Annotated in this window: 15 protein-coding genes; 8 read left to right on the forward strand and 7 right to left on the reverse strand. The window is 59.2% G+C overall.

Going from position 1 to position 16,298, the window contains the following annotated elements:
* Nucleotides 1-1,464 (forward strand): betaine-aldehyde dehydrogenase, encoded by a 1,464-nt coding sequence (gene betB, locus GAO09_RS12725; RefSeq protein ID WP_153354383.1) that lies wholly within the window; start codon nucleotides 1-3, stop codon nucleotides 1,462-1,464.
* Between the two features lie 65 nt (nucleotides 1,465-1,529).
* Here the strand turns inward: betB and GAO09_RS12730 are convergent, their stop codons facing one another.
* Nucleotides 1,530-1,919, reverse strand: a complete 390-nt coding sequence (locus tag GAO09_RS12730; protein ID WP_153354384.1) for a hypothetical protein — start codon at nucleotides 1,917-1,919, stop codon at nucleotides 1,530-1,532.
* 80 nt (nucleotides 1,920-1,999) lie between these two features.
* On the opposite strand from GAO09_RS12730, the gene betA reads away from it, so the two are divergent.
* Nucleotides 2,000-3,652 carry a choline dehydrogenase gene (gene betA, locus GAO09_RS12735; RefSeq protein WP_153354385.1) on the forward strand — a complete coding sequence of 551 codons (1,653 nt, stop codon included), beginning with the start codon at nucleotides 2,000-2,002 and terminating at the stop codon, nucleotides 3,650-3,652.
* Nucleotides 3,653-3,815: 163 nt separating this feature from the next.
* Complete coding sequence (locus tag GAO09_RS12740) at nucleotides 3,816-4,244, forward strand: EamA family transporter (protein ID WP_153354386.1); 429 nt, start codon at nucleotides 3,816-3,818, stop codon at nucleotides 4,242-4,244.
* A 495-nt stretch (nucleotides 4,245-4,739) separates the two neighbouring features.
* On the opposite strand, the gene GAO09_RS12745 is transcribed toward GAO09_RS12740, so the two are convergent.
* The 4 genes from GAO09_RS12745 to GAO09_RS12760 form a co-directional block, all read right to left on the reverse strand.
* Complete coding sequence (locus GAO09_RS12745) at nucleotides 4,740-5,777, reverse strand: sulfate/molybdate ABC transporter ATP-binding protein (RefSeq protein WP_153354387.1); 1,038 nt, start codon at nucleotides 5,775-5,777, stop codon at nucleotides 4,740-4,742.
* An 11-nt stretch (nucleotides 5,778-5,788) separates the two neighbouring features.
* Entirely contained in the window at nucleotides 5,789-6,646 is an 858-nt protein-coding gene (gene cysW, locus GAO09_RS12750) for a sulfate ABC transporter permease subunit CysW (RefSeq protein WP_153354388.1), read from the reverse strand.
* A complete protein-coding gene (gene cysT, locus GAO09_RS12755) occupies nucleotides 6,639-7,496 on the reverse strand; it encodes a sulfate ABC transporter permease subunit CysT (protein WP_153354389.1) in 858 nt (285 codons plus the stop codon). The genes cysW and cysT overlap by 8 nt, the downstream gene beginning before the upstream one ends.
* A gap of 101 nt (nucleotides 7,497-7,597) precedes the next feature.
* Nucleotides 7,598-8,635: a sulfate ABC transporter substrate-binding protein gene (locus GAO09_RS12760; protein WP_153354390.1), complete on the reverse strand. Its 1,038-nt coding sequence runs from the start codon at nucleotides 8,633-8,635 to the stop codon at nucleotides 7,598-7,600.
* Nucleotides 8,636-8,908: 273 nt separating this feature from the next.
* On the opposite strand from GAO09_RS12760, the gene GAO09_RS12765 reads away from it, so the two are divergent.
* Complete coding sequence (locus tag GAO09_RS12765; RefSeq protein WP_153354391.1) at nucleotides 8,909-9,808, forward strand: DUF1444 family protein; 900 nt, start codon at nucleotides 8,909-8,911, stop codon at nucleotides 9,806-9,808.
* Nucleotides 9,798-10,889 (forward strand): hypothetical protein, encoded by a 1,092-nt coding sequence (locus GAO09_RS12770; protein ID WP_153354392.1) that lies wholly within the window; start codon nucleotides 9,798-9,800, stop codon nucleotides 10,887-10,889. The genes GAO09_RS12765 and GAO09_RS12770 overlap by 11 nt, the downstream gene beginning before the upstream one ends.
* An 11-nt stretch (nucleotides 10,890-10,900) precedes the next feature.
* On the opposite strand, the gene GAO09_RS12775 is transcribed toward GAO09_RS12770, so the two are convergent.
* Complete coding sequence (locus GAO09_RS12775; protein WP_153354393.1) at nucleotides 10,901-11,356, reverse strand: RrF2 family transcriptional regulator; 456 nt, start codon at nucleotides 11,354-11,356, stop codon at nucleotides 10,901-10,903.
* A gap of 481 nt (nucleotides 11,357-11,837) precedes the next feature.
* Here GAO09_RS12775 and GAO09_RS12780 point away from each other — a divergent pair, with 481 nt between their 5' ends.
* From GAO09_RS12780 to cysN, 3 genes are read left to right on the forward strand one after another with little or no spacing between them, the layout of a single operon-like run.
* Nucleotides 11,838-12,629: a phosphoadenylyl-sulfate reductase gene (locus GAO09_RS12780; protein ID WP_153354394.1), complete on the forward strand. Its 792-nt coding sequence runs from the start codon at nucleotides 11,838-11,840 to the stop codon at nucleotides 12,627-12,629.
* Between the two features lie 47 nt (nucleotides 12,630-12,676).
* The gene (gene cysD, locus GAO09_RS12785; RefSeq protein ID WP_153354395.1) at nucleotides 12,677-13,630 is read left to right on the forward strand and encodes a sulfate adenylyltransferase subunit CysD; all 954 of its coding nucleotides are present in this window, start codon (nucleotides 12,677-12,679) and stop codon (nucleotides 13,628-13,630) included.
* Nucleotides 13,630-15,132 (forward strand): sulfate adenylyltransferase subunit CysN, encoded by a 1,503-nt coding sequence (gene cysN / locus GAO09_RS12790; RefSeq protein WP_153354396.1) that lies wholly within the window; start codon nucleotides 13,630-13,632, stop codon nucleotides 15,130-15,132. Before cysD ends, cysN begins: the two co-directional genes overlap by 1 nt.
* Nucleotides 15,133-15,217: 85 nt before the next feature.
* On the opposite strand, the gene GAO09_RS12795 is transcribed toward cysN, so the two are convergent.
* Complete coding sequence (locus tag GAO09_RS12795) at nucleotides 15,218-16,177, reverse strand: quinone oxidoreductase family protein (RefSeq protein ID WP_153354397.1); 960 nt, start codon at nucleotides 16,175-16,177, stop codon at nucleotides 15,218-15,220.
* Between the last annotated feature and the right edge of the window lie 121 nt (nucleotides 16,178-16,298).

Below are 16,298 nucleotides of genomic sequence, written 5' to 3' on the forward strand. Positions count from 1 at the left end.
ATGCGCGCACAGCCAACAGCCAGCCACTTTATCGATGGCGAATATGTGGAAGACACTGAAGGTACAGCCTTCGAAAGCCTGTATCCGGCAACCGGCGAGGTAATTGCCCGCCTCCATGCCGCAACTCCCGCCATCGTCGAAAAGGCGATCGCCGCTGCCAAACGTGCTCAGCCGGAATGGGCGGCACTGAGCCCGACCGCGCGTGGCCGCATCCTGCGCCGCGCCGCCGACATCATTCGCGAGCGCAACCGCGAACTGTCGGAGCTGGAAACGCTCGATACCGGCAAGCCGATCCAGGAAACCATCGTTGCCGACCCGACCTCGGGCGCCGACAGTTTTGAATTTTTCGGCGGCGTGATCGCGGCCGGGTTGAATGGCAACTACATTCCGCTGGGTGGCGATTTTGCCTATACCAAGCGTGTGCCTCTGGGTGTGTGCGTCGGCATCGGTGCGTGGAACTATCCACAGCAGATCGCCTGCTGGAAGGCGGCACCGGCACTGGCCGCCGGCAATGCCATGGTGTTCAAGCCTTCGGAGAACACGCCGCTCGGTGCGTTAAAGATCGCCGAGATCCTGATTGAGGCCGGGCTTCCCAAAGGTCTGTTCAACGTCATTCAGGGCGACCGCACCACCGGTCCTCTGCTGGTGCAGCATCCTGATGTCGCAAAGGTGTCGCTGACCGGGTCGGTGCCAACCGGGCGCAAGGTGGCGGCAGCGGCTGCCGGCACCCTCAAGCACGTAACGATGGAACTTGGCGGGAAATCGCCGCTGATCGTGTTCGACGATGCCGACCTCGACAGCGCCGTCGGCGGCGCCATGCTCGGCAACTTCTATTCGACTGGACAGGTGTGTTCGAATGGCACCCGCGTGTTCGTTCAGCGCGGCATCAAGCAGGCGTTTCTGAGCAAACTGAAGGCGCGCACGGAAAACATCGTGATCGGCGAACCGCTCGACGAGGCGACGCAGATGGGGCCGATGGTGTCCTTCGAACAGCGCCAGAAAGTGCTGTCCTATATCGACAAGGGCAAAACGGAAGGCGCAACGTTGGTGACCGGCGGCGGCCTGCCGAACCATGTGACCGGCGAAGGTTATTACATCCAGCCCACCGTGTTTGCCGATGTGACAGACGACATGACGATCGCCCGCGAGGAGATTTTTGGGCCGGTGATGTGCGTGCTCGATTTCGACGACGAGGCCGAGGTGATTTCGCGTGCCAACACGACGGAATTCGGTCTGGCGGCGGGCGTGTTTACCGCCGATCTGACGCGTGGGCACCGTGTCGTCGATCAGCTCGATGCCGGGACCTTGTGGATCAATACCTACAATCTCTGCCCGGTGGAAATCCCCTTCGGCGGATCAAAGCAGTCCGGCTTCGGGCGGGAAAATTCGCTGGCCGCGCTGGAGCATTATTCCGAGTTGAAGACGGTGTATGTGGGCATGGGCAAGGTCGAGGCGCCGTATTGATATGAGCTCTTCCGTGTCGGGACATATTCTTCACGACACGGACAACTTGAACACCGTAACAGGGTCTACCGATTGTGTGCACGAATATCTCGGCGGCTCAACCGCCGACGGAAAACCATCGAGATCCAAGCCACACATAGTGGAATGTACCAGATAAAAAACGACAGGCCCGTATAATGCTGAAGAGCAGCGGAGATTGCAGCAATGGTAAGACAGGAAAGACCCATTTTGAGTTTTCTGCTGGCCTCGCGGTATCCACTTGCCATGGGAGAACGCATGAAGTCGATAAATTGGTCGAGCATTTGACGGCTGGTCACAGCACCTGGCTTCTTTGCCTCTGTCGTGGCCCGGTCGTTTTCCAGCGTCCGCAGCTTTAGCGTCAATCGCGAGGAAAAACCAATGCCCGCCATTTCTGCAATACACCTCCGACCATATGCGCAGAAATGTTGCATCAAGACACGCCTCCCGCAAGCGTTCTGACAAGCAAGATCAATTAAAACGATACCATCCCTAACGACAGATTAGGAACGCAACCATGCAGCAGGCAGATTTCGTCATCATCGGTTCCGGTTCGGCGGGTTCCGCCATGGCTTATCGTCTGTCGGAGGACGGCAAGCACTCGGTGATCGTCATCGAAGCCGGCGGATCGGATATCGGGCCGTTCATCCAGATGCCGGGCGCGCTGGCGTGGCCGATGAGCATGAAACGCTACAACTGGGGTTATCTCTCCGAGCCCGAGCCGAACCTCGACAACAGACGCATCACGGCACCGCGTGGAAAGGTTCTGGGCGGTTCGTCCTCCATCAACGGCCTCGTCTACGTGCGCGGCCACGCCGAGGATTACAACCGGTGGGAGGAGTTGGGCGCGAGCGGCTGGGCTTATGCGGATGTGCTGCCCTATTTCAAGCGAATGGAAACGTCGAATGGTGGCGAGGCCGGCTGGCGCGGCACGGACGGACCCCTGCATGTGCGCCGCGGGCCGGTGACCAATCCTCTCTTCCATGCCTTCATCAAGGCGGGAGCACAGGCCGGGTTCGAGACGACGGAGGACTATAACGGCTCGAAGCAGGAAGGTTTTGGGTTGATGGAGCAGACGATCCACAATGGTCGTCGCTGGTCCGCCGCTAATGCCTATCTAAGACCGGCGATGAAACGGCCGAATGTCGAAGTTGTTCACGGTTTCGCCAACAGGGTGGTGATCGAGAACGGCCGCGCCACCGGCGTCGAAATTGTTCGTCGCGGGACGACGGAGGTGATCAAGGCCAACCGCGAGGTGATCGTTGCCGCTTCCTCGTTCAACTCACCAAAGCTGCTGATGCTGTCCGGCATCGGGCCGGCGGCGCACCTGAAGGATATGGGCATCGAGGTGAAGGTGGACCGGCCGGGGGTCGGCGCCAATCTGCAGGATCATATGGAATTCTATTTCCAGCAGGTCTCGACCAAACCGGTTTCGCTCTATTCATGGCTGCCATGGTTCTGGCAGGCCGTGGCGGGTGCGCAGTGGCTGATGACCAAGGGCGGTCTTGGCGCGTCGAATCAGTTCGAGGCCTGCGCCTTTCTGCGATCGGCACCGGGCGTGAAACAGCCGGATATCCAGTTCCATTTCCTGCCGGTGGCAATCTCCTATGACGGCAAGGCGGCGGCCAAGAGCCACGGTTTTCAGGTCCATGTCGGTTACAACCTGTCGAAATCGCGCGGCAACGTCACTCTGCGCTCGTCCGATCCGAAAGACGATCCGGTCATCCGTTTCAACTACATGAGCCAACCGGAAGACTGGAAAAAGTTTCGCCACTGCGTGCGCCTGACTCGGGAAATCTTTGCGCAGAAGGCGTTCGACGATTATCGCGGACCGGAAATTCAGCCGGGCGAAAACGTACAGTCGGACGAAGAGATCGACGCCTTCCTGCGTGAACATCTGGAAAGCGCCTATCATCCCTGCGGCACCTGCCGCATGGGCCGCGCCGACGATCCGATGGCGGTGGTCGATCCGGAATGCCGGGTGATCGGCGTCGAAGGTCTGCGGGTGGCGGATTCATCGATCTTCCCGCATGTGACCTATGGCAATCTCAACGGCCCCTCGATCATGACCGGGGAGAAGGCGGCGGACCATATTCTCGGGAAAACGCCTTTGCCGCGCAGCAATCAGGAGCCCTGGGGCAATCCGCGTGTGGAGGTCAGCGACCGGTAGTCTCGGTCTTCATATTGCCATCTCGTGCATTGCAATTGCGATGCACCGTCCCATCGACCACCCGGCAAGTCAATCTTCCTGCCCACTCGCCCTTACATGCCAAGATTCCATGCGATAGGTTTGCCGACGGGAGAGTTCGTTCCATCATGACAGGTAACATCGCATGCTTTTGAGCTGGCAATTCTGGGCAGTGATGTCCGCCATTTTCGCCGCATTGACCGCTGTTTTTGCCAAGGTCGGCATCGAAAACATCAATTCCGATTTCGCGACCTTCATCCGCACAATCGTCATTCTCGTGGTTTTGGCGGCAATCCTGTCGATCATCGGCGGCTGGCAGCCGATCAACACGATCTCCACGAAGACCTGGGTTTTTCTGGTGCTTTCCGGCCTTGCAACCGGCGCTTCATGGCTATGTTATTTCCGTGCGCTGAAACTGGGCGATGCTGCCCGTGTAGCGCCGATCGACAAAATGAGCGTTGTTCTGGTGGCGGTGTTTGGCGTGACGTTTCTGGGTGAAAAACTGTCTTTGCCCAATTGGCTGGGCATCTGCCTTATCGCCACAGGCGCGGTATTGGTTGCCTACCGCGGCTGATAGGATTTTGCACCCGCGATAAAGACCATCGCAAAAGATATCTGATGGGAGTCGCTGGCGAGCAAGGACCATAGCGTTCGCCATGCCATATCAAAAAGATTGTCTTCGACCAACAGCATGGTCGCCAGAAAAGCGGTGACGGCCACGAGAATGAAAAACAGCTGAATGCTGCGATCCGCCGTACCGATATCGGCAACGCGGATTTTATTGCGCCTTGTGAAATCGGCGCCTGCTGTCGCGTCTGACTTATGAGCCTGTGGCACGGTAAAAGCCTGTTTGCGAAAGGGAGACAGGCAGCTTTTTAGCAAAATTTGATTTACCGAAACTTACGCTTGCAAATCCGAGGAAAAAAGCCCGGGATGCTGCAGGCGTGACCGGCTCAATCTTGCGCGACGTGCACCGACATCGCCAGCGAAATATGCGACCAGACATCGTTTGGGCCGATGGGCAGAAGCCTGACGCAAAAGCGAGAGTTCCCGCCCATCATATGCAGATCTATTTATTGAAGATTTTCCAGCGGGTGGGGCGGAAACGGGCCTCTGCGCCGAGTTCGACCGGCGCATGCAACGGCACTTCCACTTCCACATGGAACGGTGCGTGGCCGTTATTGGCGATATCTATTTCGGCGATACGCGTGCCAGCCAAACGGCGACAGGCAGTGACCTTGCCTGACAGCGCCTGGCTCTCGTCGGTCAACACCACATCTTCCGGGCGGAAGAACAGATCACCGGCAGTATTGGCGCCTTCGGAGAGACCGATCGGTTCCCCCTGAAACAACACCGTGCCATCCTTCACCTCGACCGGCAGATGTGAGGATTCACCGATGAAGGAGAACACGAAGGGCGATTGCGGGCGGTCATAGACGTCGTCGGCAGAACCGACCTGTTCGATCTTGCCCTGGCTCATGACGACGACGCGATCGGCCAGCTCCAGCGCCTCTTCCTGATCGTGGGTGACGAAGACGGTGGTGTGGCCGGTCCGATCATGAAACTCGCGTAGCCAGCGACGCAGTTCCTTGCGCACCTTGGCATCGAGCGCGCCAAAAGGTTCGTCGAGCAGCAGGATGCGCGGTTCGATGGCCATGGCGCGGGCCAGCGCCACACGCTGACGCTGACCGCCGGAGAGCTGGTTGGGGTAGCGGTTTTCCAGTCCCGACAGTTGTACCATGTCGAGCAGATCGGAGACGCGCTTTTTGATCTCGGTCTTGGGTGGGCGGCTGGCGGAGGGCCTTACCTTCAGGCCAAAGCCGATATTCTGCGCCACCGTCATGTGACGGAACAGGGCGTAATGCTGGAACACGAAACCGACATGGCGATCCTGCACCGAGTGATGCGATGCGTCTTCGTCTCCGAAGAAGATTTTTCCGTCGGTCGGGAAATCCAGGCCGGCGATCAGGCGCAGAAGCGTTGTCTTGCCCGAACCGGACGGGCCGAGCAAAGCGATCAGCTCACCGGACGCGATGTTCAGCGAAACATCGTTCAGGGCGGCGAAACGGTCGAATTCCTTGCGGATATTGTTGATGCGAACTTCCATGCGAACGGCCTTTAATGTCTGCCGCCGGCGGCGCCGGCACCGAACCGAAGTTCGAGAAGGGTTTTGAGAGCGAGTGTGACGAGAGCCAGAAGCGCGAGCAGCGAGGCCACGGCAAAGGCTGCGACCATGTTGTACTCGTTATAAAGGATCTCGACATGCAGCGGCATGGTGTTGGTGAGGCCACGGATGCGGCCCGAGACGACCGACACGGCGCCGAATTCCCCCATGGCGCGGGCGTTACAGAGCAGCACGCCGTAAAGCAGGCCCCATTTCACGTTCGGCAGCGTCACGTACCAGAATGTCTGCCAGCCGGAGGCGCCCAATGACAGCGCGGCTTCCTCATCACCGGTGCCCTGGTCCTGCATGAGCGGGATGAGTTCGCGGGCAACGAAGGGGAATGTGACGAAGACGGTGGCAAGCACGATGCCCGGCACGGCAAACAGGATCTCGATGCCATAGGTTTTCAGCCACGGCCCAAGCACGCTGGCACTGCCGAACAGCAGCACATAAACGAGGCCGGAAATGACCGGAGAAATGGAGAAAGGCAGGTCGATCAGGGTGATCAGAAAGGCTTTTCCCTTGAACTCGAACTTGGCAATGGCCCAGGCGGCGGCCACCCCGAAAATCACGTTCAACGGTACGGCGATGGCGGCTACCGTCAGTGTCAGTTGGATGGCAGCCCAGGCATCGGGTTCGACCAGAGCTTCCTCATAGGTGACCCAGCCCTCGCGAAACGCCTCGACGAAAACCGAGACCAACGGCAGGAACAGGAAGAAGGCGAGGAAAACCAGGGTCAGCCCGACGAGCAGGATCTTGGTGACGAGGCTTTCGTCGGCGGGATTGCGGAAGGTGCGGCGGTTATCAGACATTGCCATACCTCCTGCGGCTCCAGGCCTGGATGAGATTGATGACCAGCAGCATGGCAAACGAGATCAAGAGCATGATCGTGGCAATTGCCGTGGCGCCGGCATAGTTGAATTCTTCCAGCCGGATGACGATCAGCAGCGGCGCGATTTCTGAGACATAAGGGATATTGCCGGCGATGAAGATTACCGAGCCGTATTCCCCCACGCCTCGGGCGAAGGCGAGCGCAAAGCCGGTGAGGACGGCGGGTGTCAGGCCGGGCAGCAGAACCTGAAAGATGGTCTGGAAACGGTTGGCGCCGAGCGTGGCGGCGGCTTCCTCCACCTCGCGGTCAATCTCTTCCATGATCGGCTGCACCGTGCGCACCACGAAGGGCAAGCCGATGAAGATCAGGGCAATGACGATGCCATAAGGCGTGAAAGCGATGCGGAACGGCATAAACAACGAACCGACCCAGCCGTTCGGCGCATAAAGCGAGGCGAAAGCGATGCCGGCAACGGCCGTGGGCAGCGCAAAGGGCAGGTCGACCATGGCATCGATCAGCCGGCGTCCGGGAAAACGGTAACGCGTTAGAACCCAGGCGAGAATGGTGCCGAAGATGACATTGATGAGGGCTGCGGCAAAGGCGGTACCGAAGGAGACGTAAAGCGCGCGGATGGTGCGTTCATCGGTGAGGATGGCGAAAAAGCCGGACCAGCCGAGTTCGGCCGTGCGCCATAGCAGGCCGGCTATGGGAATGAGAATGATCAGCGACAGGTAGGCGAGCGAAAAGCCGAGCGTCAACCCGAAACCCGGGATGATGCTCGGCTGCTTTACTCTCCAGCCCGCCTTGGAAGCGGTGGCGGATGCGGTCATGCTTGGTTCCGAATTCGAGAATACTGGCCCAACATGGCAACGGTGCGGATCAAACTACCGCACCGTGCCGTCAGTGTCACTTGGTGGCGTTGGGCAGGCCCTTACTTTGCGCCGGGCTTGTAGATCTGGTCAAAGATGCCGCCATCGCCGAAATGCTCGGGCTGCGCCTTTTTCCAGCCGCCGAACAGCGGGTCGTCGATGGTGACGAGCTTAATATCCGGCAACTGCTTCAGGAGTTCCGGCTTCACTACTTCGCGCTTCGACGGGCGATAGAAATGCTTGGCCGCGATGTTCTGACCTTCATCCGAATAGAGATACTGCAGATAGGCTTCGGCGACCTTGCGTGTGCCCTTGGCATCGACAACGCTATCGACGACGGCAACCGGCGGCTCCGCGAGAATGGAGATCGGCGGCACGACGATGTCGAAAGCGTCCTTGCCGAATTCCTCACCGGCGAGATAGGCCTCGTTTTCCCAGGCGAGCAGAACGTCACCGATCTGGCGCTGTGCGAAGGTTACGGTCGAGCCACGGGCACCGGTATCGAGAACAGGCGCGCGCTTGTAGAGATCGGAGATATAGGCCTTGATCTTGTCCTGATCGCCCTTGAACTCCTCATTGGCCCATGCCCAGGCGGCAAGATAGTTCCAGCGGGCGCCACCTGATGTCTTCGGGTTCGGGGTGACGATCTGCACGTCGCCCTTCACGAGATCGCCCCAGTTCTTGATGCCCTTCGGATTGCCCTTGCGGACAAGGAAGACGATCGTGGACGTGTAAGGCGAAGCGTTGTTGGGCAGGCGTGTGCGCCAGTCTTCCTTGATCTTGCCGGTCTTCTGGATGGCGTTGATATCGCTTTCGAGCGCCAGCGTCACGACATCGGCATCGAGGCCATCGATGACGGAACGGGCCTGTGCGCCGGAACCGCCATGCGACTGGCGGATGGTGACATCGTCACCGCCTTCGGCCTTCCAATGTTTCTGGAAGGCGGCGTTGAAATCCTTGTAAAGCTCGCGGGTCGGATCATAGGACACGTTGAGGAGCTGGGAGGCTGCAAAAGCCGGTGCGATGCTGCCGGCAGCCAGTGTCACGCCGAGTGCGGCAGCCATCAGCCGCTTTCCAATTCCATCGGTAAAATTCAGCATGAGATCTCTCCTGTGGTCAGTGCCTAAACACTAGCGGTCAGGTCGTCTTAGTCAATTCACGGCGAAAAGAAGGCAAAACTGTTTCCCTTGAGCAGGTTCAGGCGACAAAGAATGCGCTCCCGGAAGGTGAAAGCGCAGAACGCACGCATTGGGAAAACAACGGATCAGGAAATGGCGATCCCGTACCAAAGCATCGTTTCGACAGACGAAGTGCTTGAATGACATGGTCCAAGTTGCGAAAAGCGTTGCACTGCCCGCAAGGAATTTTGAAACATGACGTCTCTATCCCGGCGAAGCCTTTTGCATAAATCCACGATTGCAGCCTTCTGCCTTTCCGGCTTCGGCATCAGCGGCCGTGCCCTTGCGCAAATGCCGGATGACGAAAGGTTCAAACGGGAGGTCATCGAGATCCTCAAGCAGCGCCATCCCGAATGGGTCATCGACGCCGGCGGCGATGCCCGGACAATCTCGATTGGCTCGAAGCAGATCTCGCTCGACAATGTCTATATCTACACCCGCGACATGCCGCTGGCGGAGCGGCAAAAGGCAATCCTGGACTTCATCGAGACGGTACAGGCAAGCAGCGACGGGCCGAGTGCGGAAGACATTCCATTCGCCCAGGCGCGCGAACGACTGATGCCGCAGATCGTGCCGGCGGAATACAAGGATCAGGTGTCGGGCCTGCTGACACGACCCTTCTTCGCGGGGCTCGACGTCGCCTATGTGCTGGATGAGGAAAAACGCTACAGCTTGGTGAAGGATGCCGTGCTCGCCGCCTGGAAGGTCGATCGGGAGGAGATCGAGCGTATCGCGCTGGCGAACCTCGAAACACTCGCGACCGGGCAGGAGATCACCGCAAAATCATCGAACGACGGCGGGCAGTATGTCACAACCGATGCCGGCGACGCCTTCAGCGCCGCGCGCATTCTTCTCCCCTCCTTCATGGCGAGTGTGCGTGAGGCGATGAAGGTCAAGACCGTTTTCGTGGGCATTCCCAACCGTGATTTCATGGTCGCCTGGACGCCAGATTTCGCGCCGCGCCGCCGCTTCGCCACCGCCATATACGAGGACGCGAGAAACCAACCTTATCCGCTGACAGATACGCTTTTCGTCTCGGACACATCCGGCATTCGGCTTGCCTCTGCCGAGGAGCGGCTTGACCATGGGCGATGAGGCAAGGTCAGCGCGGATCGAGGCAAACCGAAATGTTTTGCGGAAGCGTGTCCGGCAAGCGGGCTATATCTGGGCACGCGACTTTGCCAACATGCAGCCGCTGGTTTCGATCGAAGAGTATTTTGCCGAGGGCGTTAACGAGGAGGCATTCGAGACCGAATGCATCCCACGGTTCGGTATTGCCGCCTTTGCACGACTTCTGACCGAGATCAGAGAACGACCGGATGTTTCAGATGTTGTCATCGAGATGGATGACGATTTCGAGACCGGCTGGCCTCGCCATGATTACATCTTCATTGCCACAAGCCGTGACGCACCAGAGGTGACGGCGTGGTTCGGCGAGATTGCTCCGGACGCGATATTTTCGGTCGGGACGACACATGGCTTCGTCAAGGCCCGAAGCATCCGAATTCAGGACATCAACCTAGCCGAAGGTTATCGCGCGTGGGCGCTGCGTTGGCATTCAGATTGGAGCAGGAAGTGCGAGGCGATCTGGTCTCGACTCAAGGAGGCAATACCACGTCTTCTCGTAACCCTGGAGCGCGCAGGCATGACCGCGGTCGCAAAGCGTTATCCGGCCACAGTCATGGATGACTTGATCAAACTCAGCGACCACGCATCGTTCGAAGCAATTCAATGGGCAGGCTATCCCGGTGGCGCGACCATCCCCTTTCCAGCCGACGACTTGGTAATCGGTGACCTTGCTGAATGGCCGCGATTGCAGCTCGGCTATCGCTGCAATGCCATTAGCGGCGCGATTGTACCAGACTGGCCGGAGCATCTGCATGTAATCGCCAGCGCCGGCGCCGATCCGTTCTGCATTGATGACCTGACGGACGAAATCTTCTTTGCCCGCCACGGCATGAGTTCATGGTCGTTTGAAAAGGTAGCGGATGATCTCGCTCAGTTCATCGACGTGATCGAACGGTGGGTGTCGTTTTACGTCGTCGACAAGGGCGAAAACATCCTGAACGAGGATTTCGAAGTCGAGGCGAGCACTCTGGCGGAGATAAGGGCAAAGGTTCTGGCCGATCTCGATGAAGGCTCACAGGCGGCTTTCATTCGAGCGCTCGGGGTCTAGAAACTCCGCGTTCAGGCCGAAAGCAGTTCCCGAACCGGTGCCTTGGTCGATCCCGCTCCCTCGACCGCATCAGCGATCGTGGTATTGAACAGCACCTCGCGCGTGGCATCGGCGACGCGGGCGAAGACATGGCGGATTTCGCACAGATGTTCGCCGTCGCAATCCTCGCATTTGCGGTAGGCTGTCTGCGACAGGCAGGGAAGCGGCGCGATCGGACCATCGACCAGACGCAGGACTTCGCCAAAGCTGATTTCGCCGGCGGATTTCAGCAGAAGATAGCCGCCCTGCTTGCCGCGTCGGCTCTCGACCATGCCGGAGCGTTTGAGGTCGAGCAAAATCTGTTCGAGAAACTTCTTCGGGATGCTCTGCTGCTGGGCAATCTCCGAGATCATCATCGGCTCTTCAGGATGAGCCTGCGCGAGTGCGGCCAGCGCCCTCAGCGCATATTTCGCTTTCTGCGATATCATCACGCGACCATCATATACGCACGTCCTGCCATCATTGACGGGACGCGGAAGATCTCAGTTTCGAGAAATTCGCGGAGGGGATCTCAAGAACTCCGGCGCGACGCAAAACACGTTTGACGTGCGACACCTTGTGCCTAGCTCAAATGATGAACGATTACAAACGAATGCCGCATTGAAACGGGTAAATATTCTTGACGTTGATTAACGTGGACATGTGTTTCGTGAAGACATTTGCACGATGCCCGCCCTGAATGTCGATAACGTCGCCGATTGAACAGCATGCCATTCCACATGCGACATAAACGATGCAGGTCGGGCCAAGGCAGCATAATGCCGGTTTTCGCACTTCTCGCGCCAGTTTTCTCCGTGTTTATGCGTTTGGAGAGATATTTGCTCCACGCGGGCTTCGCTTGAAACCCGTTTTTCTGGCTTTGAGCCGGGTGCACAGGGATAATTCCGTCACTGAAAACGGAATGAAGCCATGACAGTTCATGCCGCCTCCGCGGAGATTGCCTCTCTCGATACACAATTTGCAGATCTCGACCTTGCCGGTCGCCTGTCACTTGCGGCAACGCTTGGGCGCGCGGTTTTCACCACCTCGCTTGGCATCGAGGATCAGGTGATTACAGCTGCAATCGGCACACACCGCTTGCCCATCGATGTTTCGACGCTGGAGACCGGCCGTCTGTTCAAGGAAACCGTCGATCTGATGTCCGAGACGGAAGAACGTTACGACATCACCATCCATCGTTTCCATCCGCAACAGGACGATATCGATGCCTATGCCGCAAAATATGGGCTCAACGGCTTTTACGACAGCGTCGAAGCTCGCCATGCCTGCTGTCATGTCAGAAAGTTGATCCCGCTCGCCAAGGCGCTGTCGGGTGCCGAGGTTTGGATCACCGGCCTGCGCCGTGGCCAGTCCGGCAACCGAGCCACCACCCCCTTCGTGGAATTCGATGCCGAGCGCGGCCTCATCAAGGTCAATCCGCTGGCCGACTGGGATATCGATAGGATCAAGGCGTATGTCTCGGCAGAAGCCATTCCTGTCAATCCGTTGCACGCCCGTGGGTATCCCTCGATCGGCTGCGAACCCTGTACCCGCGCCATCAAGCCCGGCGAGCCAGAACGCGCCGGGCGATGGTGGTGGGAAGGTGACGAAAAGCGCGAATGCGGTCTGCATGTGCCGGAAAGCCCGAACGGGGCTCAGGCGACCGAAAACGCTGCTCAGCCTGTTTCCCAGGCCAGCTTCGCGGCAAGTCCCGTCCGTTGACGGTGAACGCCAGATTTTTGTGTTTGTAGAAATACCCGGAGACCGAAATGCCCCTGTCCGTACAGGAAACGGAAATCAAGAACCCGCCCGTTTCCAGACCACCGCTTGACCCGCATCTGAAGGCCCTCGAAAACGAAGCCATCCACATTTTTCGAGAAGTGGCAGCCGAGTTCGACAACCCGGTCATGCTCTATTCGATCGGCAAGGATTCATCCGTGCTTCTGCATCTGGCGCGAAAGGCCTTTTATCCGGGCCGCGTGCCCTTCCCGCTTCTTCATGTCGATACGACCTGGAAGTTCAAGGAGATGATCGAATTCCGCGACCGCATAGCCGACGAATACGATCTCGACCTCGTGGTGCATACCAACAAGCGCGGCGCTGAAGAAAACATCACACCCTTCACCCATGGTTCGGCCTTTTACACCGACGTGATGAAGACCGAAGCGCTGAAGCAGGCGCTGGATGCGGGCGGCTACGACGCCGCCTTCGGTGGTGCCCGACGCGATGAGGAAGCCAGCCGCGCCAAGGAACGCATCTATTCCTTCCGCACGCCCGACCACAAATGGGACCCGCGCAACCAGCGCCCCGAACTGTGGAACGTCTATAACGGCATGATCCGAAAAGGCGAAAGCGTGCGCGCCTTCCCGCTGTCCAACTGGACCGAGGTCGATATCTGGCGCTACATCCAGGCGGAAGACATTCCGCTTGTGCCGCTCTATTACGCCGCGACACGCCCTTATGTGGAACGCGACGGCATGATGATCCTGGCCGAAGACCTGCGGCTGGAGCTTCTGCCCGGCGAAGAGGTCCAGCATGGCTCCATCCGTTTCCGCACGCTCGGTTGCTTTCCGTTGACGGGCGCCATCCGTTCGACCGCCTCCAATCTCGACGAGGTCATTGCCGAACTGGAAATCGCTACCGTCTCCGAACGTCAGGGCCGCGTCATCGACCGTGACCAGTCGGGCTCCATGGAAAAGAAGAAACGGGAAGGATATTTCTGATGAGTGCATCCGCAGCATCCCCCGCCCATACGGCTTCGGCCACCATTCTGCCATTCGCGGAATCCGTTGCACGCGTGACCCGCGACGCCCGCCCGCTGCGCCTGATCACCTGCGGTTCCGTCGACGACGGCAAGTCCACGCTGATCGGCCGTCTTCTGTGGGACACAAAAGCCGTCAAGGAAGACCAGGCGGCAACGCTTGCTCGCGACAGCGGGAGCCAAAACGATCTCGGCCTGCCCGATTTCGCGCTTCTGCTCGATGGTCTTCAGGCAGAGCGCGAACAGGGCATCACCATCGATGTTGCCTATCGCTATTTTTCCACCGACAAGCGCTCTTTCATCGTCGCCGATACACCCGGCCACGAGCAATATACCCGCAACATGGCGACCGGCGCCTCGACCGCCGATCTGGCCGTTCTTCTGGCCGATGCCCGCGTCGGCCTGCTGGAACAGACCCGCCGCCATGCCACCATCGCCTCGCTGATGGGCATTCGCCAGTTCGTGCTGGCGGTCAACAAATTCGATCTCGTGAATTACGACCGCGAGATTTTTGACCGTATCAGCCACGAGTTCCGCGAATTTGCGCTGTCGCTCGGCGTGCGCCAGATCACCGCCATCCCGATGTCGGCGCTGAAGGGCGAAAATGTCGTCTCTTCCGCGTCCGACACCATGCCCTGGTATGAAGGCCCGACCTTGATCGAGGCGCTGGAACTGGCGACCGTTCGCTCCACGCAGACCGGCGGTTTTCGCCTGCCGGTGCAGCGTGTTGTACGGCCGGGCGAGAGCTTTCGCGGTTATCAGGGCACGGTTGCCGGTGGCTCGATCAAACCGGGCGACAGCGTCACCATCCTGCCCTCCGGTATGGTCGCCAATGTCAGCCAGATAGTGACATTCGATCTCGTGCGTAACGCAGCGGTTGCCGGCGATGCGGTCACCCTGGTGCTTGACCGTCAGGTGGATGTGGCGCGCGGCGATGTCATCGTGTCTGTCGATGCCCAGCCGATGACCGGCACTGCCTTCGATGCCCAGCTTGTGGCCCTGCAGCAGGGTGGCATCGAGCCGGGCAAGCGTTATTGGCTGAAAAGCGGATCACGTCGGCAGCGTGTTTCCGTCGAGCCGTTGTCGCAGCTCGATCTTACTTCCGGTCAGTGGCGACCGCATGCCTCGGCACTCAATATGAACGCGATCGGAAAGGTGCGCCTTGCATTCGAGGAAACCGCGGTTTTCGACACCTATGAGCAGAACCGTGCGACCGGAGCCTTCATCCTGATCGATCCGGATACGCTCAACACGGTGGCCGGCGGCATGATCACCGGCAAACGTGCCAATCTGGAAGGGCTGAAGCGCGAAGGCGACCGCGTCGTGCTGTCATTGCCGGCGGATCTGGCCGAACAGCTGATGGCGAGCGAGTTGTTTGCCAGCCGCCGCGACGAGGCGGAGATCAAGCGGGTAACAGCTGCCGAAGCGGCGACGCTCTGGCGCAATGCTGGCAGCGATATCTGACCGCCAATCCACTCCTCCCCAACTGAAAGGGCCGCTGATGCGGCCCTCTTTTTATATCTGACACAGATGCGGCTTCGCCTCGTTGTCACGGCGTCATGATCACCCGGCCGAGCGGTTTTCCGGTTTCCGCAAAGGCGTGAGCATCAGCCGCCTGTGCAAGCGGGAAAACACGCTCTATCACCACCTGCAAATCACCATTTGCGACATCTGCCAGCATGTCATCCACCGTCGCGTGCACGACTGGTCGCTCCAGCAGCGGCCCCATGAAGACGCCGAGCAGCGACTGGTTGGCCTGCATCGCCGGCCAGAGATTCGCAGCCAGATCACCGCCACCGGCATTTCCGACAAAGACGAGCCGGCCTTCCGGCGCCAACATCGAAAGTGACTGGTTTAATGTCGAACCGACGGGATCAACTACGAGCTCAGCCCCGCTACCGCCGGTAATCCGCATCACCTCTTCGGCCACATCCTGCTGCTTCCGGTCGATGACATGATCGGCTCCAAGGGCACGCAGCCTTTCCTGCCGCTCGCTGGCGCTGACGACGGCGATAACCTTTGCACCTGCCCGATCGGCAAGTTGGACTGCCGCAAGCCCGACACCGCCTGCGGCGGCGTGAATGAGAACGGTCTCGCCAGCGACAAGGCCACCGCGTGCAAACAGGCAGTGATGCGCCGTGCCGACCGATATCGGCAGGGCTGCGGCAGCGGTCATATCGACCTTATCGGGAACGTGCCATGTCCGGCTGGCGGGCACGGCCCGCTTCGTGGCGTGGGATCCACTCATATCGAAAGACGTAACCCGATCACCAACCTTGCGGTCCGTGACATCTGCACCCACTGCGATGATGGTGCCGGCAGCGGCATACCCGACAATATGATTGTCCGCCGGTGGTGCAACCAGGCGCCGGTTGATGAGATCGCCGCCTTCGATGGATATGGCTTCGACGGCGATAAGCACGTCGTCGCGACCCGGCTGAGGGTCCGCGACGGGGATAAACCTGAAAACGCCGGGTTCTCCGGGATGGTCGTAGACTGCTGCATGCATGATGACCCCTTTCGCTTGCTCGATCGAAGGGCGGCATTCCAAGATAACCGCTGCCTGCAGATATGGTCGCCGGCCGGAGGTTTCCAGGCAAGATCTGGCCTATGGGCGCTGAACCATTCAC

The sequence above is a fragment of the Endobacterium cereale genome, assembly GCF_009617585.1.
GTDB classification, from domain to species: Bacteria; Pseudomonadota; Alphaproteobacteria; order Rhizobiales; family Rhizobiaceae; genus Neorhizobium; species Neorhizobium cereale.